General features: G+C 58.8%; 27 protein-coding genes. 12 read left to right on the top strand and 15 right to left on the bottom strand.

The window, feature by feature from the left end:
• Positions 1 to 2: 2 nt before the first annotated feature.
• The 8 genes from sdhA to ACR0NN_RS11515 all read right to left on the bottom strand — a co-directional run bounded on the left by sdhA (position 3) and on the right by ACR0NN_RS11515 (position 6,216).
• Positions 3 to 1,811 carry a succinate dehydrogenase flavoprotein subunit gene (sdhA, locus tag ACR0NN_RS11550; RefSeq protein ID WP_170722112.1) on the bottom strand — a complete coding sequence of 603 codons (1,809 nt, stop codon included), beginning with the start codon at positions 1,809 to 1,811 and terminating at the stop codon, positions 3 to 5.
• Between the two features lie 12 nt (positions 1,812 to 1,823).
• Complete coding sequence (locus tag ACR0NN_RS11545) at positions 1,824 to 2,207, bottom strand: succinate dehydrogenase, hydrophobic membrane anchor protein (protein ID WP_170722114.1); 384 nt, start codon at positions 2,205 to 2,207, stop codon at positions 1,824 to 1,826.
• 13 nt (positions 2,208 to 2,220) lie between these two features.
• Positions 2,221 to 2,604, bottom strand: coding sequence for a succinate dehydrogenase, cytochrome b556 subunit (gene sdhC, locus ACR0NN_RS11540; RefSeq protein WP_170722934.1), 384 nt, complete (start codon positions 2,602 to 2,604; stop codon positions 2,221 to 2,223).
• Between the two features lie 204 nt (positions 2,605 to 2,808).
• A complete protein-coding gene (locus tag ACR0NN_RS11535; protein WP_170722116.1) occupies positions 2,809 to 3,483 on the bottom strand; it encodes a DUF1194 domain-containing protein in 675 nt (224 codons plus the stop codon).
• A 66-nt stretch (positions 3,484 to 3,549) separates the two neighbouring features.
• Complete coding sequence (locus tag ACR0NN_RS11530; RefSeq protein WP_170722118.1) at positions 3,550 to 4,578, bottom strand: MaoC family dehydratase; 1,029 nt, start codon at positions 4,576 to 4,578, stop codon at positions 3,550 to 3,552.
• Positions 4,578 to 4,784, bottom strand: coding sequence for a DUF1737 domain-containing protein (locus ACR0NN_RS11525; RefSeq protein ID WP_170685297.1), 207 nt, complete (start codon positions 4,782 to 4,784; stop codon positions 4,578 to 4,580). Before ACR0NN_RS11525 ends, ACR0NN_RS11530 begins: the two co-directional genes overlap by 1 nt.
• A gap of 12 nt (positions 4,785 to 4,796) precedes the next feature.
• A complete protein-coding gene (locus ACR0NN_RS11520) occupies positions 4,797 to 5,351 on the bottom strand; it encodes an NnrU family protein (protein ID WP_170722120.1) in 555 nt (184 codons plus the stop codon).
• Between the two features lie 7 nt (positions 5,352 to 5,358).
• Positions 5,359 to 6,216: an HpcH/HpaI aldolase/citrate lyase family protein gene (locus tag ACR0NN_RS11515; RefSeq protein ID WP_170722122.1), complete on the bottom strand. Its 858-nt coding sequence runs from the start codon at positions 6,214 to 6,216 to the stop codon at positions 5,359 to 5,361.
• A gap of 175 nt (positions 6,217 to 6,391) precedes the next feature.
• Between ACR0NN_RS11515 and ACR0NN_RS11510 the strand changes: the two genes are divergently transcribed.
• On the top strand, positions 6,392 to 6,691 hold the full coding sequence (locus ACR0NN_RS11510; RefSeq protein WP_170722125.1) for a hypothetical protein: 300 nt from the start codon (positions 6,392 to 6,394) through the stop codon (positions 6,689 to 6,691).
• On the opposite strand, the gene ACR0NN_RS11505 is transcribed toward ACR0NN_RS11510, so the two are convergent.
• Positions 6,688 to 7,443, bottom strand: coding sequence for a sulfite exporter TauE/SafE family protein (locus ACR0NN_RS11505; RefSeq protein WP_170722127.1), 756 nt, complete (start codon positions 7,441 to 7,443; stop codon positions 6,688 to 6,690). The genes ACR0NN_RS11510 and ACR0NN_RS11505 overlap by 4 nt on opposite strands.
• A gap of 161 nt (positions 7,444 to 7,604) precedes the next feature.
• Here ACR0NN_RS11505 and mdh point away from each other — a divergent pair, with 161 nt between their 5' ends.
• From mdh to lpdA, 9 genes are all read left to right on the top strand, one after another.
• A complete protein-coding gene (mdh, locus tag ACR0NN_RS11500) occupies positions 7,605 to 8,567 on the top strand; it encodes a malate dehydrogenase (RefSeq protein WP_010442827.1) in 963 nt (320 codons plus the stop codon).
• A gap of 307 nt (positions 8,568 to 8,874) precedes the next feature.
• Positions 8,875 to 10,068 (top strand): ADP-forming succinate--CoA ligase subunit beta, encoded by a 1,194-nt coding sequence (gene sucC / locus ACR0NN_RS11495; protein WP_170722130.1) that lies wholly within the window; start codon positions 8,875 to 8,877, stop codon positions 10,066 to 10,068.
• Positions 10,069 to 10,107: 39 nt separating this feature from the next.
• Complete coding sequence (locus tag ACR0NN_RS11490; protein ID WP_170722133.1) at positions 10,108 to 10,815, top strand: class I SAM-dependent methyltransferase; 708 nt, start codon at positions 10,108 to 10,110, stop codon at positions 10,813 to 10,815.
• A gap of 33 nt (positions 10,816 to 10,848) precedes the next feature.
• On the top strand, positions 10,849 to 11,730 hold the full coding sequence (sucD, locus tag ACR0NN_RS11485; protein WP_170455655.1) for a succinate--CoA ligase subunit alpha: 882 nt from the start codon (positions 10,849 to 10,851) through the stop codon (positions 11,728 to 11,730).
• Between the two features lie 34 nt (positions 11,731 to 11,764).
• On the top strand, positions 11,765 to 12,304 hold the full coding sequence (locus tag ACR0NN_RS11480; RefSeq protein WP_170722135.1) for a DUF805 domain-containing protein: 540 nt from the start codon (positions 11,765 to 11,767) through the stop codon (positions 12,302 to 12,304).
• The gene (locus ACR0NN_RS11475) at positions 12,301 to 15,258 is read left to right on the top strand and encodes a 2-oxoglutarate dehydrogenase E1 component (RefSeq protein WP_170722137.1); all 2,958 of its coding nucleotides are present in this window, start codon (positions 12,301 to 12,303) and stop codon (positions 15,256 to 15,258) included. The genes ACR0NN_RS11480 and ACR0NN_RS11475 overlap by 4 nt, the downstream gene beginning before the upstream one ends.
• 3 nt (positions 15,259 to 15,261) lie before the next feature.
• A complete protein-coding gene (gene odhB / locus ACR0NN_RS11470) occupies positions 15,262 to 16,782 on the top strand; it encodes a 2-oxoglutarate dehydrogenase complex dihydrolipoyllysine-residue succinyltransferase (RefSeq protein WP_170722140.1) in 1,521 nt (506 codons plus the stop codon).
• A gap of 2 nt (positions 16,783 to 16,784) precedes the next feature.
• Positions 16,785 to 17,057, top strand: coding sequence for a hypothetical protein (locus tag ACR0NN_RS11465; RefSeq protein WP_170722142.1), 273 nt, complete (start codon positions 16,785 to 16,787; stop codon positions 17,055 to 17,057).
• Positions 17,058 to 17,126: 69 nt separating this feature from the next.
• Positions 17,127 to 18,515 (top strand): dihydrolipoyl dehydrogenase, encoded by a 1,389-nt coding sequence (lpdA, locus tag ACR0NN_RS11460; protein ID WP_170722145.1) that lies wholly within the window; start codon positions 17,127 to 17,129, stop codon positions 18,513 to 18,515.
• Positions 18,516 to 18,532: 17 nt separating this feature from the next.
• Here the strand turns inward: lpdA and ACR0NN_RS11455 are convergent, their stop codons facing one another.
• Entirely contained in the window at positions 18,533 to 19,111 is a 579-nt protein-coding gene (locus tag ACR0NN_RS11455) for a TetR/AcrR family transcriptional regulator (RefSeq protein ID WP_170722147.1), read from the bottom strand.
• A 101-nt stretch (positions 19,112 to 19,212) separates the two neighbouring features.
• On the opposite strand from ACR0NN_RS11455, the gene ACR0NN_RS11450 reads away from it, so the two are divergent.
• Positions 19,213 to 19,806 (top strand): NAD(P)H-dependent oxidoreductase, encoded by a 594-nt coding sequence (locus tag ACR0NN_RS11450; RefSeq protein WP_170722149.1) that lies wholly within the window; start codon positions 19,213 to 19,215, stop codon positions 19,804 to 19,806.
• Between the two features lie 20 nt (positions 19,807 to 19,826).
• Here ACR0NN_RS11450 and ACR0NN_RS11445 read toward each other — a convergent pair whose 3' ends face one another.
• Genes ACR0NN_RS11445 through ACR0NN_RS11430 form a run of 4 tightly spaced genes read right to left on the bottom strand, consistent with a single transcriptional unit; the run spans position 19,827 to position 22,732 of the window.
• On the bottom strand, positions 19,827 to 20,432 hold the full coding sequence (locus tag ACR0NN_RS11445; protein ID WP_170722151.1) for a pyridoxamine 5'-phosphate oxidase family protein: 606 nt from the start codon (positions 20,430 to 20,432) through the stop codon (positions 19,827 to 19,829).
• The gene (locus tag ACR0NN_RS11440) at positions 20,419 to 21,159 is read right to left on the bottom strand and encodes a lysophospholipid acyltransferase family protein (RefSeq protein ID WP_170722153.1); all 741 of its coding nucleotides are present in this window, start codon (positions 21,157 to 21,159) and stop codon (positions 20,419 to 20,421) included. Before ACR0NN_RS11440 ends, ACR0NN_RS11445 begins: the two co-directional genes overlap by 14 nt.
• Entirely contained in the window at positions 21,159 to 22,058 is a 900-nt protein-coding gene (locus ACR0NN_RS11435) for an FtsX-like permease family protein (protein WP_170722155.1), read from the bottom strand. The genes ACR0NN_RS11440 and ACR0NN_RS11435 overlap by 1 nt, the downstream gene beginning before the upstream one ends.
• Positions 22,055 to 22,732: an ATP-binding cassette domain-containing protein gene (locus tag ACR0NN_RS11430; protein ID WP_170685279.1), complete on the bottom strand. Its 678-nt coding sequence runs from the start codon at positions 22,730 to 22,732 to the stop codon at positions 22,055 to 22,057. Before ACR0NN_RS11430 ends, ACR0NN_RS11435 begins: the two co-directional genes overlap by 4 nt.
• Positions 22,733 to 22,914: 182 nt before the next feature.
• Here ACR0NN_RS11430 and ACR0NN_RS11425 point away from each other — a divergent pair, with 182 nt between their 5' ends.
• A complete protein-coding gene (locus ACR0NN_RS11425; RefSeq protein WP_170722156.1) occupies positions 22,915 to 23,637 on the top strand; it encodes a zinc-ribbon domain-containing protein in 723 nt (240 codons plus the stop codon).
• Here ACR0NN_RS11425 and ACR0NN_RS11420 read toward each other — a convergent pair.
• Positions 23,634 to 26,180: a TIGR02302 family protein gene (locus ACR0NN_RS11420; RefSeq protein WP_170722158.1), complete on the bottom strand. Its 2,547-nt coding sequence runs from the start codon at positions 26,178 to 26,180 to the stop codon at positions 23,634 to 23,636. The genes ACR0NN_RS11425 and ACR0NN_RS11420 overlap by 4 nt on opposite strands.
• Positions 26,181 to 26,209 lie beyond the last annotated feature (29 nt).

Raw genomic sequence — 26,209 nt, 5'->3', positions numbered from 1 at the left:
CCTTAGAACGTCCGCGCTTTGGGCGCGATTCGTTTCAGACTGATGCCGCCTTCGTCTTCGTTTGTCAGCGGATCGACGATGACCGGGCGATAGCTAAGCTCAACCTTGTTGCCTTCGACGCGGCTGACGGTGTGAACGCGCCAGTTTTCGTCGTCACGCTCGGTGAAATCCTCGTGCGCGTGGGCGCCGCGGGATTCCTTGCGGGCCTCGGCCCCTACAATGGTGGCCAGCGCGCTTGGCATCAGGTTCGTCAGCTCCAGCGATTCCATCAGGTCGCTGTTCCAGACAAGCGAACGGTCCGAGACCTTCAGATCGTCCATCTTGGCTGCAATCGCTGTCATTTTCTCGACGCCTTCCGCCATTGTCTTGGCGGTGCGGAACACGGCCGCGTCTTCCTGCATGGTGCGCTGCATCTCAAGCCGCAGATCGGCGGTCGGGATCAAGCCACTTGCGTTGCGCACAGCATCGAAGCGGTCAAATGCCTTGTCGACCGATGCCTGGTTCAGAACCGGGTTCGGCGCTTCGGCATCCACAACCTTACCCGCCCGGATCGCCGCCGCGCGGCCAAAGACCACAAGGTCAATTAGCGAGTTCGATCCCAGACGATTGGCCCCATGAACCGAGGCGCAGCCGGCCTCTCCGACGGCCATCAGCCCCGGAACCACGGCCGTTGGGTTGTCGGCAGTCGGGTTCAAAACCTCTCCCCAATAGTTGGTCGGGATACCGCCCATGTTGTAGTGCACCGTTGGTAGAACCGGGATCGGCTCCTTGGTCACATCGACTCCCGCAAACACACGTGCCGATTCCGAGATCCCCGGCAAACGTTCCGCCAGAGCCTCGGCCGGCAGGTGACTGAGGTTCAGGTGAATATGATCGCCATTGTCGCCATGACCACGGCCTTCGCGGATTTCCATGGTCATCGAACGGCTGACATAATCGCGCGGCGCAAGGTCCTTATACTGGGGTGCGTAACGCTCCATGAACCGTTCGCCCTCCGAGTTGGTCAGATACCCGCCCTCACCACGCGCACCTTCGGTAATCAGGCAGCCTGATCCGTAGATGCCGGTTGGGTGGAACTGAACGAACTCCATATCCTGCAGCGCAAGACCCGCACGGGCCACCATACCACCGCCATCACCGGTGCAGGTATGGGCAGAGGTCGCGCTGAAATAGGCGCGGCCATAGCCGCCGGTTGCCAGAACAACCATCTTGGCGTTGAAGACATGCATCGTGCCATCGTCCAACTTCCAGCAGACAACACCCTGACATTGCCCGTCGTCGGACATGACCAGATCGATGGCGAAATATTCGATGTAGAACTCGGCATTGTTCTTCAGCGACTGACCATAGAGGGTGTGCAGGATCGCGTGGCCGGTCCGGTCGGCAGCTGCACAGGTGCGCTGCACGGCGGGACCTTCACCAAACTCGGTCGTGTGGCCGCCGAACGGACGCTGATAGATCTTGCCTTCCTCGGTCCGGCTGAATGGTACGCCGTAGTGTTCCAGCTCATAAACGGCTTTGGGCGCTTCGCGCGCCAAGTATTCCATCGCATCGGTGTCACCCAGCCAGTCAGAGCCTTTTACGGTGTCATACATATGCCACTGCCAATGGTCCGGCCCCATGTTAGACAAGGACGCGGCGATACCGCCCTGTGCCGCCACCGTATGCGAACGGGTCGGGAAAACCTTGGTCACACAGGCCGTGCGCAGTCCCTGTTCCGCCATACCCAATGTGGCCCGCAGACCCGCGCCGCCGGCCCCAACAACAACCACGTCATATTCGTGGGTTTCGTATTCATATGCTGCTGTCATCGTTCTTGTTCCTTACTGCGCATATCCGAGGGCCAGACGCGCGAGCGCAAAAAGACCCGCAGCAATCAATGTGTATGCAAAGGCCCGTGCGACCATCAGCGCCAGCTTTTCGGCAACGCCATGCACATAGTCCTCAATCGCTTCCTGCGCTTCACGCAACAGGTGCGGGACGACGACGACAAGTGTCAGACCCATGACAATCGCCGGGAACGGGCGGCTGTAATAGGCCAAAGCCTCTTCATAGGTTCCACCCAGGGCGCGCCCGAAGGTAAATACAAACAGCGGAACAAGGATGACCAGCGCCGCCGAGCTGAGCATCATTTGCCAGTGGTGATGCGTTCCTGCGCGTCCAGCTCCCATGCCCTGCGCGCGTTTACGGTCTGTCAGAAACTGCATAGCCAACCTCCTCTCAAAGCGCCACGGCGGTGATCAGGGCCAGCACCGTAGCCAACACGAACATGCCAATGCCCATCTTCTCGGACACTTCAACCTCCACGCAATATCCCAGATCCCAGATGACGTGCCGCAAACGGCCCAACATGTGATAGAAAATAGCCCACGCCGCGCAGAACATGACCAGATCACCCAAGAAACTGGTCATCAATCCATTGATTTGTTCAAAGGCGCTTTGCGATGTGGCCGCTGCAAGCAGCCACCAAACGACCAACAAAGCCAAGCCAAAAGACGCAAGACCCGTGATGCGCACCATAATCGAAGAGATGGAGGTCATCTGCGGACGATAAATCGTCAAATGAGGTGAGAGCGGGCGGTTGCCTCGATTTACATCGGCCATGTTGGCTCCTTTTCGGTTGGCTACCGAACGTTTTACTGTTTTTTGCGACTCTGTCACGCGCTGCAGGTGCAAAATCCAGTAATTTTGCCGCAAAATTGACGATAAGACGCATTTGTGATCACGCAAAATAATCTCGTGATCACAAAATACATTCGACACCTCCAATGTTAGCGTTTTCAATGGAAAAGCAATGTGATCACGAATCTATGGTTGCGCCGCCGTTAACCCAGCAGTCTGCTGCGTCACCTCGCGCAACAGCTTCTTGCGAATACGTTCCGGGTAGTCGTCAAATCCTGCTGCAGAGACGACAAAGGCCCCTTCCCCCACGATAACATTCTCAAAGAAATAGGCTGTAAGATCAGGTTCGCTTTCTTCAATTGCGATCGCATTCACGGTGATCCCACGATCACGCAGTTTGGTATGGATCGTCGACGGCTCAATACCTTCATTCGAGATTCCATCACCCGAAAGATCAATCAGATGTCTTTTACATTCAGACACTTCGCCAAAGCTAGCAACGGTCATATCGAGCGCCTCACCAATTGCAGTTGAGAAGTTTCGCCAGACACGAGGATCGGCTGCGACCTGTTCGGCAAAATTGTCCAATGTGGGAAAGCTGTCGATCCGGGTCCAGGGGATTGTGATCCGTTGGCGTGAGCTGCCTGTCCATTGTACCAACATCAGTCGGGCTTGCCCGCGCACCAAGGCCTCGGACACAATCGGATCGCGCAACCCTGCGGCAAGGCCGTCCATTTGGATACGGTATTCCTGGGAATCGACCGAGCCCGAAACGTCAACAGCCAAGGCCAGAGCCAAATCACAGGCATAAGCCTGAGGGGCCAGACACAAGCTGGCGACGATCGCACGCAACATCATCATGCACCAAGCGTAGCATGGTTTTCGCAGAGCGCGATCACTTCAATGTTAGCCGCCGGATGGCGAAACTCACATCGGCATCAGTGCCCAATAATCCAAATCTAACAGCACGTTAGGAAGATATTTGCCTGCGTCATTACGCAGAGCGAAGGGCTCGCCGCCTTTGGTCGCAACAAGGCGTAGGCGGATGGCGCCGATTCCGGGGGTTCCGGTTTCGGCCTTGTCCAGAACCTCGGACCAGGCCTTGATCGTGTCGCCCGCGAAACAGGGGTTGGCATGGGCGCCTGCGTTCAGACCAACGATCATCTGCGCATTCGCCAAGCCATTAAACGACAAAGCACGCGCCACTGAGATGACGTGGCCGCCATAGATCAGCCGACCGTCGGGGCGGACCGTCAGGTCGAAATGCACTTTGGCGGTGTTTTGCCAGAGGCGGGTGGCGAGCATGTGCTCGGCCTCTTCAACGGTCACGCCATCGACGTGATCAATCGTTTCTTCCGTGTTGTACGCATCCCAGCGGTGGTTTTCACCGGATTGTACAAAATCATATCTTGAGAAATCGAGGCCCTGCGGCACCACAAGATCGCTGGCGTCCAGAGCTTTCTTCAACTCGGGCACCACCGTTTCAGGCGCGGGCGCGTCGAGGTCGGATTTGCGCACCATGACCCAGCGAACATACTCGATCACCACTTCGTCGCGCTGGTTCATCCCGCGGGTGCGGACCCAGACGACACCGGTTTTGCAGTTCGAGTTCTGCTTGAGGCCGATCACCTCAGATTCAGCGCGCAGCGTATCACCGGGGTAGACCGGTTGCAGCCAGCGCCCTTCGGCATAACCCAGATTGGCGACTGCATTCAGCGAGATATCGGGAACCGTTTTACCGAACACCACATGGAAGGCCGCCAGATCGTCAATCGGACTTTGCGGCAGGCCACAATTCCGGGCGAACTCATCCGAGGAATAGAGTGCGTGCCGCGCGGGATAGAGCGCGTGATAAAGTGCGCGCTCGCCATCCGTCACCGTGCGCGGCACGGCGTGATGCAGGACCTGCCCGATAGAATAATCCTCGAAGAAATTACCCGGATTGGTTTTTGCCATTATTGCTGTCCCAGTTTCATGTCGGGGGAATAGTCGGCGTCGACCTCTTTGGTCACAGCCTGCGCACAGCGCATCACGTTGTTGGCCGCGTCAAAGGCATAGGAGGGATCACCATATAGGTCCCACCCTTTCGCCAAAGCGTCCGAGACCTTGTGGCAGAAGGCCGAGGTGTCTTCTTCGGTCAGCAGACGATAAATTTTTGCCATTGAAAAAGCCCCTTAACCACCGAACGGAGATGGGCCGACCAGCCCGTGAATATAGCCCACAACGCCCAACAGCACGATGGAGCCCACAAAGAACATCGCGTCCTTGCCATAGGTGCCGGGTTCGCCCGGTGTCCATTCAGGTTCGGACTTGTTGATCACGATCACTTCGACAATTGCCCAGGCCAGCAGTCCACCAAACAGCACGATCGAGGCCAGATCGCCGTTCACCAGCAAATGCGCGAAGGCCCAGAGTTTAAATCCGCCCAGCATTGGATGGCGGACCTTGTTCAGCAGTCGGCCTTTGGTTCCGGCCGGGCTGGCAAAGTAAAACGCGAACAACACCAACAGGTTGTTGACGTGGATCAGGAAGGTTGGCGGCGCCCAGACATAGATGAAATCGGTCATGCGATAGCCGAAAATCATCAGCAATATCGAGACCACCAAAGCAAGCGCCACAACGCCCTTGCCCGCATCGCCCATGGCGGCCCGGCGGTCTGGCATCGCGCGCTTGAACAGATGTGCGGCCCACCACAGCGCCACACCAAGGATCAGAAGAACAAAGCCCATCGCTGGCTTACCCCGCTTGCAAAGCTACTATCGCCTCTGCTTTTGCCAGAGTTTCGCGGGCAGATACAACGTGTAGGTTTTCAACAATCTTGCCATCGACAACGGCAACGCCCTGTCCTTGGGCCTCGGTCTCTTCAAAGGCGGCGATCTGACGGCGGGCCAGTTCAATCTCATCTTCCGAGGGTGCAAAGGCCGTATTCGCGATGTCGACCTGCGCGGGATGGATCAGCGTTTTACCGTCAAAACCCATGTCGCGGCCTTGGGCACATTCAGCCTGCAGGCCATCGGCGTCCTTGAACGCATTGTAAACGCCATCGACGATGAGCAGCCCTTCGGATTTAGCCGCCAGCAGGCACAGGCCGAGCGAGGTCATCATCGGCAGGCGGTCGGGGCGGAAGCGGGTTTGAAGCTCTTTCGCCAGATCATTCGTGCCCATGACAAAGCCCGCCATCAGCGGATGGGCCGCGATTTCCGCTGCGTTTAACATACCGCGCGGCGTTTCCATCATAGCCCAGATCGGCAGATCGCCGGTGATTGCGGAGAGCGCATCCACATCAGCAGCCGAGGTGACCTTGGGCAGAAGCACCGCGTCGGCGTCCATCTCACGCACGGCCTCGGCATCCGCACGCCCCCATTCGGTATCGAGCCCGTTGATGCGCACGATCTTGACCCGCGCGCCATAACCTCCGGTGGCCAGAGCCGCCTTGAGCGTTTCGCGTGCATTCTCTTTTTCGTCCGCTGACACCGCGTCTTCGAGATCAAAAATGATCGCATCCACCGGCAGCGTGCGCGCCTTGTCCAATGCCCGCTCGCGTGAGCCGGGGATATAGAGAACTGAGCGATAGGGGCGTTGGCGCGGGTCCACAGGACTCTCCCATTGAAATAATGTTGCGCGGAATGGGGCATTTTTTGACGGAAAGTTCAAGAACAAAATCGCCGCAGCGCAGCATTTCCAGCGCTGCGCAACGTGCGTTGCCTTAACGCGATGTCCGTCTGCCTGCGGCACGCTGCTTTGAGGAAGAACACGAAAGGGGTGACCAATGAAGGCGATATTGCTGAAAATGACGATTGGTTTGGGGATCATGGCGCTGGCGGCACAGCAGGTCAGCGCCCAGAACTGCGCGCCACGGGAGGATGTGATCATGCGATTGGCGCAGACCTATGGCGAAACCCGGCGTGGCATCGGGATAGCGCGTCAGGGTGCCGTGATGGAGGTTTTTGCCTCGGACGCGACAGGCAGCTGGACCATTGTTGTGACCTTGCCGGAAGGCGTGACCTGTCTCATCGCCTCGGGTCAATCTTATGAAACACTAGCCGAAGCGCTGCCGCCTAACACCTAAACCAGCGCATCCCAGATCAGCTTGCATCCTGTCAGGGTCAGCAGGACGTAGGCAATGTTGAAGAACAAACGTTCGGAGAGCATGAAATGCGCCCGAACACCCAGCCAGGCCCCGAGGATCGCAAACGGGGTGAGCAACAGGTCAGCCAAGGCTGTGTGCCAGGTAAACAGGCCCAGATAGGCAAACGGGACAAATTTGACAGCGTTGATCACCCAGAAGACCAGTACGGTCGATGCCTGAAACTCGGTCTTCGACAGGCGTTGGGACAACAGGTAAACGGCGGCGGGCGGGCCGCCCGCATGGCTGACAAAGCTGGTAAACCCGGCGATCAGCCCGGCAAACAAACCCGCCGAAGGGGGCAGGCGATTGGCAAAGCCGCGCACCCAGCCTCGGGTCTGGGCGATATGCCAGATCACGAAGCCGACCGATATCCCGCCGATCAGCAGACGCAGCAGATCATCATCGGTGGCGCGATAAAGCCACGCGCCCAGTGCGACGCCGGGTATTGCACCCAGGATCAGAAGGCGGGAATCCGGCCAGCTCCAGCGTTTCCAATAGGGTTTCAGGGTGGCCAGATCGATGACCATCAGGAGCGGCAACATCAACGCCAGCGCCTGCCCGGGTGTCAGGATCAATGCCAGAATCGACGACGACGCAAAGGCCACCCCCGAGCCGAACCCGCCCTTCGAGATACCCGCGAAGATCACCGCCGGGATCGCCACGGCAAAAAACATCAGGTTCATCTCGAACATCGGGCGCCCCGGAAATATGCATGTGTCACAGGCGGTTTAGCGCAATCGGTGCGGGGCATGCAAACGGTATGCGATAGCATGCCGCGGCGCAGAAGGCTTGCGCGACGTCGCATTTACGACTAGCAAAACCGCGATTTTAAAACCCATCGGAGATATTCCAAATGGCCAGACCCAAGATCGCGCTGATCGGCGCAGGTCAGATCGGCGGCACGCTCGCCCACCTCGCTGCAATGAAGGAACTCGGTGACGTTGTCCTGTTCGACATCGCCGAAGGCACCCCGGAAGGCAAGGCGCTGGATATCGCCGAGTCCGGCCCCTCGGAAGGCTTTGACGCCAAGCTGAAGGGCACCCAGTCCTACGAGGATATCGCGGGCGCCGACGTCTGCATCGTCACCGCTGGCGTGCCGCGCAAGCCGGGCATGAGCCGCGATGATCTGCTGGGCATTAACCTGAAGGTCATGAAATCGGTCGGCGAAGGTATTGCCGCCAATGCGCCAGATGCGTTTGTAATCTGCATCACCAACCCGCTGGACGCGATGGTCTGGGCTCTGCGCGAATTCTCAGGCCTGCCGCACAACAAGGTTTGCGGTATGGCGGGTGTTCTGGATTCGGGCCGGTTCGCGCACTTCCTGTCGGAAGAGTTCAACGTCTCGATGCGCGACGTCACCGCCTTTGTTCTGGGTGGTCACGGCGACACGATGGTGCCTTCTGTTCGCTATTCGACCGTCGCAGGTATCCCGCTGCCCGACCTGGTTGAAATGGGTTGGACCACACAAGAGAAACTGGACGCCATCGTTCAGCGTACCCGCGATGGCGGAGCCGAAATCGTTGGTCTTCTGAAAACCGGCTCGGCCTTCTACGCGCCTGCCACTTCGGCGATCGAAATGGCCGAAGCCTATCTGAAAGACCAGAAACGCGTTCTGCCCTGTGCCGCTTATTGCGATGGAGAGCTGGGCGTTGAAGGCATGTATGTCGGCGTCCCGACCGTGATTGGTGCCGGTGGTGTCGAGCGGGTCGTGAACATCAAGCTGAACGAGGAAGAGCAGGCCGGTTTCGACAACTCCGTGAATGCTGTGAAAGGCCTGATCGAGGCATGTAAAGGCATCGACAGCTCGCTGGCGTAAACGTACACGCCCAGGACTTCAGAACCGGCCCCTTAGTGGGCCGGTTTTCTTTTGAGCTGATCATTTGGCTCAGAAATGTTGGCGCAAACGTCGCAAATCCGAAACATGAATGTGTTTTCCCAGTACAAACCCATCTAATCGAATCAAGCTCGTGCGCCTTTTGCACTTTGTGATCACACCCCAAAAACCTGTGATCACAAATACTGAAAATCTTCGGCAAATTCCAGTGACACGTCAAAAAACTCTTTAATTTTGGCGCTTAGACACCCCTATAACAGGGTAATCGTAGTCAGACGGGACAGTTTCGATGAATATTCACGAATATCAGGCCAAAGCGCTTCTTCGCAGCTATGGCGCTCCGGTCTCCGATGGTCGCGCCGTGTTGCGCGCCGAGGAAGCCAAAACCGCAGCCGGTGAACTGGATGGGCCGCTTTGGGTTGTCAAAGCGCAGATCCACGCGGGCGGGCGCGGCAAGGGCTCGTTCAAAGAGACCGACGCGGGCGAAAAAGGCGGTGTCCGTCTGACCAAATCGGTGGAAGAAGCCGCCGAAGAAGCCAAGAAGATGTTGGGCCGCACGCTGGTCACGCACCAGACTGGCCCCGCAGGCAAGCAGGTCAACCGCATCTATATCGAGGCCGGTTCGGGCATCGAACGCGAACTTTACCTGGCTCTGCTGGTGGATCGCCAGACCAGCCGGATTTCGTTCGTGTGCTCGACCGAAGGCGGCATGGATATCGAGGAAGTGGCCGCCGCCACGCCCGAGAAAATCCTTTCGTTCTCGGTGGACCCCGCGACAGGCTATCAGCCTTACCACGGTCGCCGCATCGCGTTTTCGCTGGGCCTGCAAGGTGCGCAGGTCAAGCAATGCGTCAAGCTGATGAACCAGCTTTATAATGCCTTCGTCGAGAAGGATATGGAGATGCTGGAGATCAACCCGCTGATCGTCTCGGACAGCGGTGATCTAAAGGTGCTGGACGCCAAGGTCGGCTTTGACGGCAACGCGGTCTACCGCCACCCCGATATCGCCGAGCTGCGCGACACGACCGAGGAAGACCCCAAGGAACTGGAAGCCAGCAAATACGACCTGAACTACATCGCGCTGGACGGTGAGATCGGGTGCATGGTCAACGGTGCGGGCCTCGCGATGGCGACGATGGACATCATCAAACTCTATGGGGCCGAGCCTGCCAACTTCCTCGACGTGGGTGGCGGTGCCACCAAAGAGAAAGTGACCGAAGCATTCAAGATCATCACCTCGGACCCGAACGTCAAAGGCATTCTGGTCAACATCTTCGGTGGCATCATGCGCTGTGATGTGATTGCCGAAGGCGTTGTTGCTGCGGTGAAAGAAGTCGGCCTGCAGGTTCCTCTGGTCGTGCGTCTGGAAGGCACGAATGTCGAGAAAGGTAAAGAGATCATCAACACCTCTGGCCTCGACGTGATCGCGGCGGACAACCTGAAAGATGGTGCCGAGAAGATCGTGAAGGCGGTTAAAGGCTAGCCGTTGCTCATCGAACTTTGAAACGAACGGAGAACCGCTATGCGCAGTGGTTTGAGAGACACTTTTGAAACGCTGAGCTGGTCCGGGCGCCAGAACGGACCGCGTTCGGGGCAAGGGTCGACCCTTGCGGCGACCCGGCCGCTGCGTGATGCGCTTCCCCGAATTTTCGACGCGTACAACGTCAAAACGTTTCTTGATGCGCCATGTGGTGACTGGACCTGGATGCAGCAGGTGGACCTGACCGGCATTCAGTATATCGGCGGCGATATTTCGCGGGAGGTTCTGGAAGAGGTTGAACAGCAACATGCTGCTCCGGGGCGTGAGTTCATGCACCTCGACATCACGTCGGACGCTCTGCCAAAGGCAGACATGATGATGTGCCGCGACTGCCTCTTTCATCTAAAATGGTGGTTGCGGTGGGCCTTCTTTGAAAACTTCGTCGGAAGCGAAATCCCGTATTTGCTGACGACAAGGCATTACATCCCGCGAAATCCCAAACTGCCGAGAAACGGGGGTTTCAAACGGTTCAACCCATGCGTTGCACCTTTCAACTTTTCAGAACCGATCGAGACCGTAAGTGAAACGGGCGAAATTAGCCTGGACCCCGAGTTTATGCTGACACGAGAAGGTCAAAAACACCGGTCTTTGGGGATTTGGTCCAGAGACCAAGTCATCGACGCCTTGGCGCGTCGCGGTTCTGAGCCAGACCAAAACAAGATCCGCAGCGCTGGTGAACAAAACAGCTAGCGCGCTAACATTAATCACTATGGAGGCCACGAAATGGCAGTCCTCATCGATGAAAATACCAAAGTGATCTGTCAGGGCTTTACCGGCTCGCAGGGCACATTCCACAGCGAACAGGCCATTGCGTATGGCACCAAGATGGTCGGTGGCGTGACCCCCGGCAAAGGCGGGATGGAGCATCTGGGCCTGCCCGTGTTCAACTCGGTCCACGAGGCCAAGCATGTGACCGAAGCCAATGCCAGCGTGATCTATGTGCCGCCGCCCTTTGCGGCAGACTCGATCCTCGAAGCGATTGATGCCGAGATGGAAGTGATCGTCTGCATCACCGAAGGTATCCCGGTTCTGGACATGATGAAGGTCAAGCGCGCGCTGGAAGGCTCAAACTCGCGTCTGATCGGCCCGAACTGCCCAGGTGTTATCACTCCGGATGCCTGCAAGATCGGCATCATGCCCGGCCACATCCACAAGCGCGGCTCGGTCGGCGTTGTATCCCGCTCAGGCACGCTGACCTATGAGGCCGTCAAGCAGACCACCGATGTGGGTCTGGGCCAGTCCACCTGTGTGGGCATCGGCGGCGACCCGATCAAAGGGACCGAGCATATCGACGTGCTGGAATGGTTCCTGGCCGATGACGAGACTCACTCGATCATCATGATCGGTGAGATCGGTGGCTCGGCCGAGGAAGAAGCCGCCCAGTTCCTGGCGGATGAGGCCAAGAAGGGTCGCAAAAAGCCGACCGCTGGTTTCATCGCAGGCCGCACAGCCCCTCCGGGCCGCCGCATGGGCCACGCGGGCGCAATTGTCGCCGGTGGCAAAGGCGGAGCCGAGGACAAGATCGAAGCCATGCGCTCGGCCGGTATCGTCGTAGCCGAAAGCCCGGCGCAGCTGGGTGAGGCTGTACTGGAAGCGATTGGTTGACCAGAATTTGACTGCTTTGGGAGGAGCGGTAAACATGACTTTCGGCGAAGCCGTTAAAACCTGTTTCTCCAAGTTTTTCACCTTCTCGGGCCGTGCCTCACGGCCCGAATACTGGTTCTTTTTCCTGTTCATCGTGATCTGGAACATCATCGCCGGGATCATCGACTGGCAGTTCTTCACTCAGGTCGCAGTGACTGAAACCGAAACATCCAAATCCGTCACGGCCACCTCAACAGGCCCGGTACAAAGCATCGTCAGCCTGATCGTCTTTTTCCCGCATCTGGCCGTTGCATGGCGGCGGATGCATGATACCGGGCGCAGCGGGCTTTATGCTCTGCTGCCGATCCTGCTGATACTTGGTGCGCTTGCCGTCCTGATCTTTGGCATCGGCCTTGCCAGCCAGTTCCATGGCGGCACGTTGGATATCCTGTTCACCCGCGCAACTCTTCTTATTGTCATTCCGACACTTCTTGTCCTGTTTGTGTCGCCCCTCCTGGTTCTGTGGTGGCTGACCCGCCCCAGCGAACCAGGCACTAACCAATACGGTCCCAACCCATATGAGGTAGCCCAATGACCGAACACTCGCCCAACACCGCCTTTCATGCCTCAAGCTTCATGCAGGGGCATAATGCCGAATATCTGGAGCAGCTTTATGCCCAGTACACCAAGAACCCCGGTGCGGTCGACGCAGCCTGGGTCGAGTTCTTCAAGGCCATGGGCGATGACGCGCCGGATGTGCAGCGCGAGGCCGAGGGGCCTTCGTGGGCGCGCAGCGATTGGCCTCCGATGCCTGCGGATGATCTGACCGGTGCGTTGACTGGCGAGTGGGCCGAGATCGACGCCAAAGCAGCGGGCAACAAAATCAAGGACAAGGCGGCGGCCAAGGGTGTTGAGGTCAGCGATGACCAGATCAAGCGCGCGGTGCTGGACAGCCTTCGGGCGCTGATGCTGATCCGGGCCTATCGCATCCGGGGCCATCTGGCCGCGGATCTGGACCCGCTGGGTATGCGCGCCGCAAGTACGCATCCAGAGCTGGACCCGAAGACTTACGGCTTTACCGATGCCGATATGGATCGCCCGATCTTCATCGACAACGTGCTGGGCCTGCAGATGGCCAGTATGCGGCAGATCGTCGAGATCGTGAAGCGGACCTATTGTGGCACCTTCGCGCTGCAATACATGCATATCTCGAACCCGGAAGAGGCCGCATGGCTAAAGGAACGGATCGAAGGCTATGGCAAGGAGATCGCCTTCACACAGCCGGGCCGGAAAGCGATCCTGAACAAGATGGTCGAGGCCGAGGGGTTCGAGAAGTTCCTGCACGTCAAATACATGGGCACCAAGCGATTTGGCTTGGATGGTGGCGAAGCGCTGATCCCCGCAATGGAGCAGATCATCAAGCGCGGCGGCGCCTTGGGCCTCAGCGATATCGTGATCGGCATGCCCCATCGGGGCCGATTGAACATTCTGGCCAACGTGATGGGCAAGCCCTATCGCGCGATCTTCAACGAGTTTCAGGGCGGTAGCTTCAAGCCTGAGGACGTAGATGGGTCAGGCGATGTGAAATATCACCTCGGTGCCTCCAGCGACCGCGAGTTTGATGGCAATTCGGTGCACCTGTCGCTGACGGCGAACCCTAGCCATCTTGAGGCGGTGAACCCCGTCGTTCTGGGCAAGGTCCGCGCCAAGCAGGACCAGTTGAACGACGAGGACCGTACCAAGGTCATGGGCATCCTGCTGCACGGTGATGCGGCCTTTGCCGGTCAGGGCGTTGTCGCAGAAGGCTTTGGCCTGTCGGGCCTGAAGGGGCACAAGACCGGCGGCACCATGCATATCGTGGTAAACAACCAGATCGGCTTTACCACCGCGCCGCATTTCAGCCGTTCCAGCCCTTATCCCACGGATATCGCGCTGATGGTTGAGGCTCCGATCTTCCACGTGAATGGCGACGACCCCGAGGCGGTGGTGCATGCCGCCAAAGTGGCGACCGAGTTCCGCCAGAAGTTCCACAAGGACGTGGTGCTGGATATCTTCTGCTACCGCCGGTTTGGTCATAACGAGGGTGACGAACCCATGTTCACCAACCCGATCATGTACAAGAAGATCAAGACGCATAAGACTACGCTGTCGCTGTACACCGAACGTCTGGTCAAGGATGGCCTGATCCCCGAGGGCGAGATCGAGGATATGAAGGCCGCATTCCAGGCGCATCTGAACGAAGAGTTCGATGCCGGGAAGGATTACAAACCCAACAAGGCTGATTGGCTGGATGGGCGCTGGTCGCATCTGGACAAGCACAAAGATGAGTATATGCGGGGTGAGACCGCGATTACTCCGGAAACGTTTGCTGAGATTGGTACCGCGTTGACCAGTGCTCCGGAGGGGTTTGCGCTGCACAAGACTGTTGGTCGTCTTCTGGATCACAAGAAACAGATGTTCGAATCGGGTGCCGGCTTTGACTGGGCTACCGGTGAAGCGCTGGCTTTCGGCTCGTTGCTGACCGAAGGCTACCCGGTGCGTCTAGCCGGACAGGATGCGACGCGCGGCACGTTCAGCCAACGTCATTCTGGACTGGTCAACCAGGAGACCGAAGAACGTTATTACCCACTGAATAACATCCGTGCCGGGCAATCGCAGTATGACGTAATCGACTCGATGCTGTCGGAATATGCGGTGCTGGGTTTTGAATACGGCTATTCGCTGGCCGAGCCCAACGCACTGGTTCTGTGGGAGGCGCAGTTTGGCGATTTCGCCAACGGGGCGCAGATCATGTTCGATCAGTTCATCAGTTCGGGTGAATCGAAGTGGCTGCGGATGTCCGGTCTGGTCACGCTGCTGCCGCATGGGTTCGAAGGGCAAGGCCCAGAACACTCGTCCGCACGGCTTGAGCGGTTCCTGCAGATGTGCGGTCAGGACAACTGGATCGTTGCGAACTGCACGACACCTGCGAACTATTTCCACATCCTGCGCCGTCAATTGCACCGGACTTTCCGCAAGCCGCTTATCCTGGTGACGCCGAAGTCGCTGCTGCGCCATAAGCTGGCGGTCAGCAAGGCCGAGGAATTCACCACAGGCTCGAGCTTCCACAGGGTGCTTTGGGATGATGCTCAGCAGGGCAACTCGGACACTAAGCTGGTGGCAGATGACAAGATCAAGCGGGTCGTCATGTGTTCGGGCAAGGTCTATTTTGATCTGCTTGAAGAACGCGACGCGCGTGGCATCGACGACATCTACCTGATGCGGATCGAACAGTATTATCCCTTCCCCGCGCATTCGCTGATCAACGAGCTTGAGCGTTTCAAGGGGGCCGAGATGGTCTGGTGTCAGGAAGAACCCAAGAACCAGGGGGCCTGGACCTTTATCGAACCCAATATCGAATGGGTTCTGACCCGCATCGGCGCTAAGAACACACGCCCGGTTTATGCGGGCCGCGCAACCTCGGCCTCGCCCGCGACGGGTCTGGCCAGCCAACACAAAGCCCAACAAGAAGCGCTGGTGAACGAAGCGCTGACTATTGAAGGAAAGTAACCGATGACGATTGAAGTTCGTGTTCCCACGCTGGGCGAGTCTGTCACCGAAGCCACTGTTGCAACCTGGTTCAAAAAGCCGGGCGATGCGGTCGCCGTGGATGAAATGTTGTGTGAGCTGGAGACCGACAAGGTCACGGTCGAAGTCCCGTCTCCTGCTGCAGGAACCATGGGAGAGATCGTCGCTGGCGAAGGTGAGACCGTTGGTGTCAACGCCCTGTTGGCGACGATAACCGCTGGCGAAGGCGCAGCCCCCGCTCCGGCTGCGGCTGCACCGGCCCCTGCTGCGGCAGCTCCGGCGGCGTCAGGAGGCAGCGTGGACGTCATGGTGCCAACGCTGGGTGAATCCGTGACCGAGGCAACCGTTTCAACATGGTTCAAGCAGGTCGGCGACAGCGTGGCGCAGGACGAGATGCTGTGTGAGTTGGAAACCGACAAGGTTTCGGTCGAAGTTCCCGCCCCGGCAGGAGGCGTATTGGCTGAGATCGTAGCGCCCGAGGGAGCGACCGTGGATGCCACCGCCAAGCTGGCAGTGATTTCCGGCGCGGCGGCGGGTGCTGCACCCGCTCCGGTGGCAGCGGCAGCAGCCCCGGCTGCCGCAGCAAGCACCGGCAAGGATGTGGCAAACGCACCGTCAGCCGAAAAAGCGATGGCCGAAGCCGGTCTGTCTGCGGATCAGGTCACAGGCACCGGGCGCGATGGCCGCATCATGAAAGAAGACGTAGCAAAAGCAGTTGCCGCGGCAGCGACGGCCCCAGCTCCTGCGGCGGCCGTGCCCGCCCCCGCTGCCCAGGCAACGCGCGCCCCGGTCGCCGCAGATGATGCAGCCCGCGAGGAACGCGTGCGCATGACCCGTCTGCGCCAGACCATCGCCAAACGCCTGAAGGATGCACAGAACACCGCCGCCATCCTGACCACCTATAACGAGGTGGACATGACCGAGGTGATGGCCCTGCGCAACGAGTACAAAGAGCTGTTTCAGAAGAAGCATGGCGTGAAACTGGGCTTTATGTCTTTCTTCACCAAGGCCTGCTGCCACGCGCTGAAAGAAGTGCCCGAAGTGAATGCCGAGATTGATGGCAATGACATCGTCTACAAGAACTTCGTGCATATGGGTGTTGCCGCCGGTACGCCTCAGGGTCTGGTGGTTCCGGTCATCCGGGACGCGGACTCGATGTCGTTTGCGGCCATCGAAAAGGCGATTGCCGAGAAAGGTAAGCGCGCCCGTGACGGCAAGCTTTCGATGGCGGAAATGCAGGGCGGCACGTTCACGATCTCGAACGGTGGTGTCTATGGCTCGCTGATGTCTTCACCGATCCTGAACCCGCCGCAATCGGGCATTCTGGGGATGCACAAGATCCAAGACCGCCCAATGGTCATCAATGGCGAGATCAAGATCCGCCCGATGATGTATCTGGCCCTGTCTTATGATCACCGTATTGTTGACGGCAAAGGCGCGGTCACGTTCCTTGTTCGCGTGAAAGAGGCGCTGGAAGATCCGCGCCGTCTGCTGATGGACTTGTAATCATGGCGACACATGTACTCTGGCAGGCTGATGTGGCCGATTTCGATGTCTGGCTGAAAGTGTTCCGCGAGGATCAACCGATGCGCAAGGCCGCGGGCATCCGCGACCTCCACATCTGGCAAGATCCGGCGCAAAAGGACCATGCGGTTGCTTTGTTCGAAATTACGGATCTGGATCGTGCACAAGACTTTATTGAATCCGAACAACTGGCCATGCATCACGAACGTGGTGGCGTTGCACATATTCAGGTCAAGGTGCTGACCCCGGTCTCATGAGTTATCAAGCGGACCAAGGGAACGGGCCGCTTCTTTCACAATTCACTCCTCAAGTTTTAGGAGAATAAAATGGCAAATTATGACGTCATCGTAATCGGAGCAGGCCCGGGCGGCTATGTCTGCGCCATCCGCTGTGCCCAGCTGGGGCTGAAAACTGCCGTGGTCGAAGGACGCGAGACACTGGGCGGCACCTGTCTGAATGTGGGCTGTATCCCATCCAAGGCGCTGCTGCATGCCTCGCATCAGTTGCACGAGGCCGAGCATAACTTTGCCAAGATGGGTCTGAAGGGCAAATCGCCTTCGGTCGATTGGAAGCAGATGCAGGCCTATAAGGACGAGGTGATCGAAGGCAACACAAAGGGCATCGAGTTCCTGTTCAAGAAAAACAAGATTGACTGGCTGAAAGGTTGGGGCTCGATCCCCGCTGCGGGCAAGGTCAAGGTTGGTGATGAGGTGCATGAGACCAAGAACATCATCATCGCGTCGGGTTCCGAGCCATCGGCGCTTCCGGGTGTTGAGGTCGACGAAAAGGTTGTCGTGACGTCGACCGGGGCGCTGTCGCTGGGCAAGATTCCCAAAAAGATGGTGGTGATCGGGGCCGGTGTGATCGGGCTTGAGCTGGGCTCGGTCTACAGCCGTTTGGGCGCCGAGGTGACGGTGATCGAATTCCTCAAGGAAATCACGCCGGGCATGGACCCTGAGGTGCAGAAGACCTTCCAGCGTATCCTTAAGAAACAGGGTTTGAAATTTGTCATGGGCGCAGCGGTGCAAAAAACCGAGGCCACCAAGACCAAGGCCAAGGTGACGTACAAGCTGCTGAAAGATGACAGTGAGCATGTGATCGATGCCGATACCGTATTGGTCGCCACAGGGCGCAAGCCGTACTCAGACGGGCTGGGGCTTGACGCTCTGGGCGTTGAAATGACCCCGCGCGGCCAGATCAAGGTTGGGGCCGATTGGCAGACCAATGTTTCAGGCATCTACGCCATCGGCGACGTGACCGAAGGACCGATGCTGGCCCACAAGGCCGAAGACGAGGGCATGGCCGCCGCCGAGCAGGTCGCGGGCAAGCATGGCCACGTGAACTATGGCGTCATTCCGGGCGTGATCTACACATGGCCCGAGGTGGCCAATGTGGGTGAAACCGAAACAACGCTGAAGGAACAGGGCCGCGCCTATAAGGTCGGAAAGTTCATGTTCATGGGCAATGGCCGCGCCAAGGCGAACATGATGACGGACGGGTTCGTTAAGATTCTGGCCGACAAAGAAACCGACCGTATTCTGGGCGCGCATATCATTGGCCCAGCAGCAGGGGATTTGATCCACGAGGTTTGCGTGGCGATGGAATTCGGCGCGTCAGCCGAAGATTTGGCGCTGACCTGCCACGCCCACCCGACCTATTCCGAAGCGGTCCGCGAGGCCGCTTTGGCCTGCGGTGACGGGCCTATTCATAGCTGACGATCAGACCCCGGCGACTATCTCGCCGGGGTCAACCACGCCTCAAGATAGGTTTCGAGCCGGTCCTCAAAACGGGTCGATGCGTGAAGCGCACAGAAGCGCAACGACATGGCCTGAATGGCAAAGGCCTGCACCCCTTCGGCCAAAAGCTCAGCAGGTACGTCTTTGCGGACATCCGCTTTTTCAAGCCACATCATTACGACGCGAAAATACCGTTCAAAGAAATAGGCGATCGGACCGATTTCGGTGATCGCTGTCGCACCTGAATATCGGATGAGCAGGTCGAATACATAGCGTTCAACCGTCATGAAACCGTGCACAGAATCCAACGTGGCGATAAGTTCGGATACCGTTTTTGGAGAAGGCCCGGCCTCGGCCTGATCAAAGTAAGCGTTCAGCTTTTCCGCCAGAAGGATTTCCATCAGAGCATCTTTGTCACGGAAATGGGCAAAGAACGTTCCTTTGGCGACGCCAGCGGCCTGAACCACCTCTTCTACGCGCAAGGCCTCGTATCCATTCACCTGGATCACGCCCTCTGCTGCGGAGATTAGGCGCGCACGCGTTTTGAGCGTTCGTTTTTGAATCGGCTGTTTCATGACGCTTGCTCGCACATTTATTGACCGCGGTCAAATTTATTATTGACCACGGTCATTTTTTACATCTAGAAAGTGACCACGGTCATTTTTGGAGAATCACAATGCAAACGAAGAAGATACTTGTCCTCGATGGGCACCCCGGAAAAAGCAGTCTTTCGCGAACCTTTGCACAAACTTATGCAGATGCGGCCCTTGCGCAGGGGCATGAGGTACGGATGGTACATCTGAGTGATCTGCAGTTCGATCACGACTTTGGGCAGGGAAACTATGAAGATTACAAACCGCTTGAACCCGTGCTTGAACAGGTGTTGCAGGATTTCGAGTGGAGCGATCACCTTGTCCTTGCAACGCCGATGTGGTGGGGAGGATTGCCTGCCAAACTGAAAGGGCTAATCGACCGGGCCTTCATCCCGGGGCGCACATTCGATACGCGAAACACAACGAAGATCGGTTTTCCTGCGCCGATGCTGACCGGCCGGACTGCACGAGTGATCCTGACATCGGACACGCCGGGCTGGTTCATGCGTCTGATTTATCGCCAGGCGTTGCTGCGGCAACTACGCGATCAGATTTTGGGCTTTGTCGGATTCAAACCCACGCGGTTTACTTATTTTGCCGGAGCGAGCTATCCCAAACCCGGAGATGTTGATCGTTGGATCAGTAAGGTGGCCAAAATGGGTGCCGCCGCGCTTTGAGCGCAAGCCCCAAGGGTGCTCTACCACATGGTTTTAGCGGCGCGGGCACCCCATTCCTGATCATATTGCGCGCCGCCTTCTTCACCCGACGTCATTTCCGACAGGATCTCACCTACCGTTGGCAGGCCTCCGCTTTCGTCGCGCCCTTGCCAGGTTCCGGCCCGGATCAGGGCGCGGGCGCATTGCGTGTAGATTTCGGAAATCTCGATCACGATGACGGTTGCGGGGCGCTTATCGTGTTTCTCGAACCGTGCGCGCAGGCCTTCGTCAGCGGTCAGCTGGGCCGCCCCGTTCACCCGCACAACATTGTTCGAACCGGGGACCATGAACATCAGCGACACACGGGGGTCACGTACGATGTTTCGCAATGAATCCAAACGGTTGTTTCCGCGCCAATCCGGCAGGGCCAGGGTGCCCGGATCGAGTTCAAGCACAACCGGACCGTCATCCCCGCGCGGGCTACCATCAACGCCTTCGGGGCCGACAGTGCTGAGAATACACAGGCGCGAGGCCATGATCCATTGGCGGTAGAGAGGCGTCAGTCTTCGCGCCACTTTGCGCGTGGCCGCTGCTCCGGGCGTGCCATAGAGCGCCTCAAGCGCGGTGATATCCTTAACGAACTCCATCCGGGTCAAACCCCACTTCTCGCATCAATTCGTTAGACCGTGTCTCAATCACGTTTTCCAGCCGTCCCAGAAAGTCATTGCGCGCCACGCCGGGTTCGATCGGGTCGAGGAAATCGACAATCGCGGTGCCGGGTTTGCGCATGACGCCCGTTCTGGGCCAGAAGACCCCCGCATTGGTGGCCACCGGCACGCAGGGAAACCCGAGACCTTCATACAGAACTGCCGTCCCGACCTTATAGGGTTTATGCACCCCCGGTGCGACGCGCGTGCCTTGGGGGTAAATCACCAACTGGCCGGGTTCGCTGAACTCGCGGGCAACGTCCTTGACCATCTTGGCAACTGCTGCACCGCGTTTGCCACGATTGACAGGGATACAACCCAAGCGACGCGCGTACATTCCGATGATCGGCGTCCACAGCAATTCACGTTTCATGATGAACTTGCCATGAGGCACCGCGTTGAAAATGATGATGATGTCGAGGAAGGACTGGTGCTTGGCCCCCACGACCACCTCGCCATGGGGCACGTCACCGCGTACTTCGCAGCGAATGCCTACCATCCAGCGGGCCAGCCACATGGTCGTGCGCGCATAGGTTTTGCAGGCCCGCAATGCACCGCGTTTGGCAAACAGAGCGTAAGGGGCGAAGACAATGCCCAGCACGAGCATCCAGGCATAGATGACGATCATGAAGATCAGCGATCGGACCCATTGAATGGCCATGAACATCACGAAAGCTCCTTCAATTTGCGCTGCGCGGCGGACCATGTGGCCAAAAAGGCGACGGCGGCGCCCAGTATCGGAATCAGCGCAGGCAACAGCCATCCGATCCCTTGAAACCCAAGCCCGGTCAAAAATCCACCCGTATCCGAAGCCTCGGGCAATAGTAAAACACCAGACATTCCCAACAGGGTGCCGACTGTGGCGCCAAAAAGCGCGCGGAAAGTGAAACGGCGCACGAAAGCTCCGGCGATGAAACGGTCGCGTGCACCGACCTGCCGCAACACCTCGATAATCTGCGCGTTGGCAGCGAGTGAGGCGTTGGCAGCGAGCGTGATCATGGCGGCGGTGGCGCCGCCGATCAGCAGGATCGAAATCCAGCCCAGACGCCGCAACGAATTGGCCGCATCCACCAGCGGTTCGCGCCAGCGGGTATGATCGTCCAAAACCGCGCCGGGCACTTCGGCGCCCAATCGCAGGCGCAGGCCTGCCGCATCCAAACCGGGTTCACCTTCGATGATCTCGATCAGCTGCGGGATTGGCAGGGCGCCCAGCGGCAAGTCCGGCCCGAACCAGGGCGCAAGCAGTGCGGCCTGTTCTTCGCTGGTCAACGCGCGGGCTGATGCAACCCCCGGCGTCTGCTGCAGGACCGTCAACGCGGCCTCAGTCTGTGCCGCGCGCTGGTCGGCAGGTGCATTGATCCGCAAGGTCGCGGCGCCCGCCAGTTCGGATGCCCAGCGATCTGCCAAACGGCCCGAGGCCAGCGACAAGGCCAGCGCAAACACTGCCAGAAACGCCATCGCGCCCGAGACAAAAAGGGTCAGCTGCGCGGTGAAGCCCGTGGGTGGCACCACCCGATCGGCGCGGGTATCTCGGCGCAGCAGGTTGCGGATTGTGCCCGTACTCATAGATCCGCCCCCGCGAGTTGAAGCCGGCGTTGGGCAATACGCAGAACACGGGCCTGAACCTGGCTTTTGGCCGCGCGGATCAGGCTTAGGTCATGGGTGGCGATCAGCACGGTCTTGCCCATGCGGTTCAGTTCGACCAGCAGGCGCAGCAGTCGTTGCGACATCTCCCAATCCACATTGCCGGTGGGTTCATCCGCAAGCACGACATCGGGCGAGAGAATAACCGCACGGGCCAATGCGGCGCGTTGGCGTTCACCCCCTGACAATTCGGGCGGGTGTGCTTCTAGTCTGCTGCCAAGCCCGACCCAGCCCAACAGCTCGGTCAGATCATCCTGCTGCCCATTTTCGGCGCGCCCTGAGACCATCAACGGCAGCGCGACATTCTCGGCCAGCGTCATGTGATCCAAAAAGCGACAATCTTGATGCACCACACCAATCCGTCGACGCAGCAGAGCCATCTGATCGCGATCCATGCGGGCGATATCCTCACCAAAGGCCATCAACCTGCCCGAGGTCGGCAGCAACGCGCCATAGCAGAGCTTGAGCAACGTGGTCTTGCCCGCGCCCGACGGGCCCGTCAGAAAGTGGAACGATCCGGGCTGTAATTGCAGCGACACATCGCTCAGCAATTCGCCGCCGCCGTAGGTATAGCTGAGATTTTCCAGCTCGATCACGCCTGCCCCCATTGTTCTGCGCTTCTCTTGCCCGAGCGCAGCGGTGGATTCAATGCCTCGGGCGGGGCCAATTGGCGACACTTGGCCCGCGAAACCGAAAACACGCTTTGCTGTTGGGTCTTAACGGAATATCATCCCTGAAAAAACTACTATCAGGCCAGCCTTGACGGCCAGGAGGCAGAATGCGTTTAACGTGTCCGAATTGCAGCGCCCAGTACGAAGTCCCGGACGAGGTGATCCCGGAAGACGGGCGCGAAGTTCAGTGCTCGAACTGCGAAGAGACCTGGTTTCAGGACAAACACCCCGCCGCGAGCGACGCAGAGCCGGAAGCTTTGGCTGAAAAGCCTTCGGTCGAGCTGGAAAACGTCAAGGCAAGGGACGCTCTAGAATTCGAAGCGGCCGAGACCGAGCCCGAACCGACAGAAGAGGAAGCCGTTGGAAATGTGGACCCTGCGGTATCCAGCATCCTGCGAGAAGAGGCTGCGCGCGAGGCGGAACTTCGTGAACGCGAAGGGAGCAGTCTGGAAAGCCAGCCCGATCTGGCGCTGGACCCGCCCGAAGAAGCCAAAGTCAAACCCAAACGTCCCGCAGCCACGGAAACGGCCACCGATGCCGGTCAGAAAGATGAGTTACCGGATGTCGAGGCGATCAATTCGGGACTGCGCAGCGAATTGACATCGGACGAGGCCGAGGCGGCCGCCCCGGCGCGCAAGTCCGGCGGTTTCCTACGCGGCTTTGCGCTGATCGTCATCATCGGGGTCATTCTGTTTCTGATCTATGGCAATGCCAATCAGATCAGCGAAGCGGTACCGCAAGCTGATCCAGTGCTGAAATCATACGTTTCATTGGTCGATCAGGCGCGCCTGTGGCTGGAAGCGCAAACGGGTGGCGCAGGGCAGAACTAGAACCGTTCGAGCAAGCGCTTGAGATATTCCAGCTCAAGCTGAGGCCGATCCTGTTCGCCCGTCCGGCGACGGATTTCATCCAGCAACTCGCGCGCGCGTCGGTAGACGTCTTCACCTTGCAACAGGTTGTCATCGGTCGAGATTGATCCTGCCGATCCCGGTGCACGGCCCAATGGGTCGCGGTTGTTGGCCTGCATATCACCGGCCTCGGTGCCTTGCCCGGGTTGGTTTTGCTGGTTCTGCGCCAGCGCTTCTCCGAGTGAGCGCATGCCTTCGCGCAGGGCTTCCATCGCCTCTGACTGACGATCAATCGCTTCGGCCAGATCATTGCCGCGCAGCGCATCCTCGGCCTCGTCCATTGCGCGCCCGGCGCGACCCAGTGATTCGCGTGCAGCATCGCCTTCGGGCGTGCCACCGCCGGGCAGACCCTGTTCCTGCCGTCTGAGTTCGTTTCGCAGCGCCTGCTGCCGATCTGCGAGCGAACCTTGACCCTGCTGGCCTTCGCCCGCCTCATCCTGTCCTTCGCCCTGGCCGCCTTGGCCTTCGTGGCTCTGGCCTCGACCAAGACCACCGTTGCGGCCTTCGTTCCCTTGGCTTTCACCAGATTGGGTGCCGGGGCTGAACTGTTCCTGAAGATCGCGGAACGCCTGATCACTGAGCCCTTGCTGTTCGCGCAGAGTTTCCGCCAAGCCTTCCATGGCCTGTTGCCCCTCGGATTGGCCACCTTGGCCCTGCCCTTGCGTGACGCGCATGTTTTCCATCATCTGCTGGAACTCTTCCAGCGCCTGCTGCGCCTCGGCCATGCGGCCCTGTTCCATCAGTTCCTGAATGCGATCCATCATGCGCTGCAGATCATCCTGCGTCATCTGCATAGTCTCGCCATTTTGACCCTGCTGGCCTTGTTGGGTTTCACCGTTTTCTTGCGCTAGGCGCTGCAACTGGCGCATGTAGTCCTCGGTCGCTTCACGCAGTTCCTGCATCAGCTCGGCGATTTCCTCGTCGCTGGCACCGTTTTGCATGGCCTCGGTCAGACGCTCCTGCGCGCGGCGCATCCGCTCGAGCGCATCGGCCAGCGTTCCGTCTTCGATCAGAACGGCAAGTTCCCAAAGGGCCTGAGCAATCTCTTCCTGTTGTTCGACATTCAGCGCGCCATATTGGTCAAACGCCTCCAGCCGGCGCAGGATTACGCGCAGGCGCAGATAGGCTGTATCTGATCGAAACAGGTCTTCGGGCAAATGCGAAACAGCGCGCAGCAATTGCGCCACGCGCAGTGCATTTTCGCGTGACCAGAGCAGATCGCGGCGCTGTTCTGCCACCGCCGCGGCCAGCGGGTCAAAGAACCGCCGCGCGGGCAGTTCGGTCGAATAGGGTTCCGCCACTGACTCCTGATCTGCCGCATCAAGGGCCATGAGGGTGATCTTTACAGGCAGATGCGCCCATGGGTGCTGCGAGAAATCTTCGATCAGGTCTTCGGTAAACTCAGACCGGTCGCCGGTGATCGGCATCGGCAGCTCGACCGTGATGGTCTCACGCGGCTCCGGTTCGGTCGCCAGACCAAATTCGCGGTTCACTGAAGCAAGATCCAGTTCGATCCGGGCCGTGCCAGAAACGATTCCATAGTCATCCGCTGCGGTAAAGGGCAGCTTCATCTGGCCGCCAGCTTCGGATTCAGCATTCCCCGCCACTTCGATCTCAGGCGCGGTGTCCGCAAGGATTTCCAGCGCCCAATCGCGCCCCGCTGGGCCTTCAATCCGCAACTGGCCAGAGCGGTCGGCGACAAAGTCCTGCTCGGGCTCTGTCGCGGCTTCGGTTCCAAGCGGCGTTGTTGTCTCGGTCAGACTGTGTGCACCAATCTCACCGTAAAAGCGCAACGTGATGCGGCTACCTTGGGGCACCGTCAGCGTGGGATCGGTCTGATCCGCCAGATAGAGCGTTGGCAAGCCGGTATAGCGCGGAGGCTCGACCCAACCTTCCCATGTCGGGCCCTGCGCGGCCTGCGCTGTCCCCGGTGTCATGTCAGCGACGGATCCGATCCGCCAGAATGACCCGAACAGCGCTGCAACAACCAATGCCAGCAATGCAGCATAGCGCAGGGCGTAGGGGTCGCGAGAGGCCAACCTTAAATCGGGTTTGACCGGATCAGCCTTGGATACGCGGTCCGCCATACGAGATTGGTGCGCCTGCCACAAAGCAACCGAATCCGCATCCATGGCACCAACGGCCTGATCGTCCATCAGCGCCTGGATCGGACGCCCCGGCAGGGTTTCATCCAACCGGATCAGCGCCTCAGCCCGCGTCGGCAAATGAAACCGCCGAACGCCAAGAATCGCCGTTACAAGCAGCGCAATCAGCCCAATGGCGGCAGAAACCCAAACGGTTTCGATGCGCACAAGGTCTTGTAACCCCAGCATTAAAGCCGCCATTAGGGTCATTAAGATCGAGAAAAAAGGCCAGAAGGCGCGCATGACCTGCTCGGCCAGCATACCCCCGTGCGTCAGCCACAGGGACAGTCTTGGAATTGGCAGGGTCTGGTTATCGCGCAAGCGGGCCTCCTGATCGGCCCGCGCGCCTA

The organism is Ruegeria sp. BA2 (genome assembly GCF_056539605.1).
The sequence above is the reverse complement of the archived record's forward strand: the minus strand, read 5'-3'. Positions and strand labels throughout refer to the sequence as shown.

Excerpts from the sequence above, each read along its gene's own strand:
- sdhA (WP_170722112.1), bottom strand. The coding sequence starts at position 1,811 with ATGACAGCAGCATATGAATACGAAACCCACGAATATGACGTGGTTGTT.
- ACR0NN_RS11545 (WP_170722114.1), bottom strand. The coding sequence starts at position 2,207 with ATGCAGTTTCTGACAGACCGTAAACGCGCGCAGGGCATGGGAGCTGGA.
- sdhC (WP_170722934.1), bottom strand. The coding sequence starts at position 2,604 with ATGGCCGATGTAAATCGAGGCAACCGCCCGCTCTCACCTCATTTGACG.
- ACR0NN_RS11535 (WP_170722116.1), bottom strand. The coding sequence starts at position 3,483 with ATGATGATGTTGCGTGCGATCGTCGCCAGCTTGTGTCTGGCCCCTCAG.
- ACR0NN_RS11530 (WP_170722118.1), bottom strand. The coding sequence starts at position 4,578 with ATGGCAAAAACCAATCCGGGTAATTTCTTCGAGGATTATTCTATCGGG.
- ACR0NN_RS11525 (WP_170685297.1), bottom strand. The coding sequence starts at position 4,784 with ATGGCAAAAATTTATCGTCTGCTGACCGAAGAAGACACCTCGGCCTTC.
- ACR0NN_RS11520 (WP_170722120.1), bottom strand. The coding sequence starts at position 5,351 with ATGGGCTTTGTTCTTCTGATCCTTGGTGTGGCGCTGTGGTGGGCCGCA.
- ACR0NN_RS11510 (WP_170722125.1), top strand. The coding sequence starts at position 6,392 with ATGAAGGCGATATTGCTGAAAATGACGATTGGTTTGGGGATCATGGCG.
- ACR0NN_RS11505 (WP_170722127.1), bottom strand. The coding sequence starts at position 7,443 with ATGTTCGAGATGAACCTGATGTTTTTTGCCGTGGCGATCCCGGCGGTG.
- mdh (WP_010442827.1), top strand. The coding sequence starts at position 7,605 with ATGGCCAGACCCAAGATCGCGCTGATCGGCGCAGGTCAGATCGGCGGC.
- sucC (WP_170722130.1), top strand. The coding sequence starts at position 8,875 with ATGAATATTCACGAATATCAGGCCAAAGCGCTTCTTCGCAGCTATGGC.
- ACR0NN_RS11490 (WP_170722133.1), top strand. The coding sequence starts at position 10,108 with ATGCGCAGTGGTTTGAGAGACACTTTTGAAACGCTGAGCTGGTCCGGG.
- sucD (WP_170455655.1), top strand. The coding sequence starts at position 10,849 with ATGGCAGTCCTCATCGATGAAAATACCAAAGTGATCTGTCAGGGCTTT.
- ACR0NN_RS11480 (WP_170722135.1), top strand. The coding sequence starts at position 11,765 with ATGACTTTCGGCGAAGCCGTTAAAACCTGTTTCTCCAAGTTTTTCACC.
- ACR0NN_RS11475 (WP_170722137.1), top strand. The coding sequence starts at position 12,301 with ATGACCGAACACTCGCCCAACACCGCCTTTCATGCCTCAAGCTTCATG.
- odhB (WP_170722140.1), top strand. The coding sequence starts at position 15,262 with ATGACGATTGAAGTTCGTGTTCCCACGCTGGGCGAGTCTGTCACCGAA.
- ACR0NN_RS11465 (WP_170722142.1), top strand. The coding sequence starts at position 16,785 with ATGGCGACACATGTACTCTGGCAGGCTGATGTGGCCGATTTCGATGTC.
- lpdA (WP_170722145.1), top strand. The coding sequence starts at position 17,127 with ATGGCAAATTATGACGTCATCGTAATCGGAGCAGGCCCGGGCGGCTAT.
- ACR0NN_RS11455 (WP_170722147.1), bottom strand. The coding sequence starts at position 19,111 with ATGAAACAGCCGATTCAAAAACGAACGCTCAAAACGCGTGCGCGCCTA.
- ACR0NN_RS11450 (WP_170722149.1), top strand. The coding sequence starts at position 19,213 with ATGCAAACGAAGAAGATACTTGTCCTCGATGGGCACCCCGGAAAAAGC.
- ACR0NN_RS11445 (WP_170722151.1), bottom strand. The coding sequence starts at position 20,432 with ATGGAGTTCGTTAAGGATATCACCGCGCTTGAGGCGCTCTATGGCACG.
- ACR0NN_RS11440 (WP_170722153.1), bottom strand. The coding sequence starts at position 21,159 with ATGTTCATGGCCATTCAATGGGTCCGATCGCTGATCTTCATGATCGTC.
- ACR0NN_RS11435 (WP_170722155.1), bottom strand. The coding sequence starts at position 22,058 with ATGAGTACGGGCACAATCCGCAACCTGCTGCGCCGAGATACCCGCGCC.
- ACR0NN_RS11425 (WP_170722156.1), top strand. The coding sequence starts at position 22,915 with ATGCGTTTAACGTGTCCGAATTGCAGCGCCCAGTACGAAGTCCCGGAC.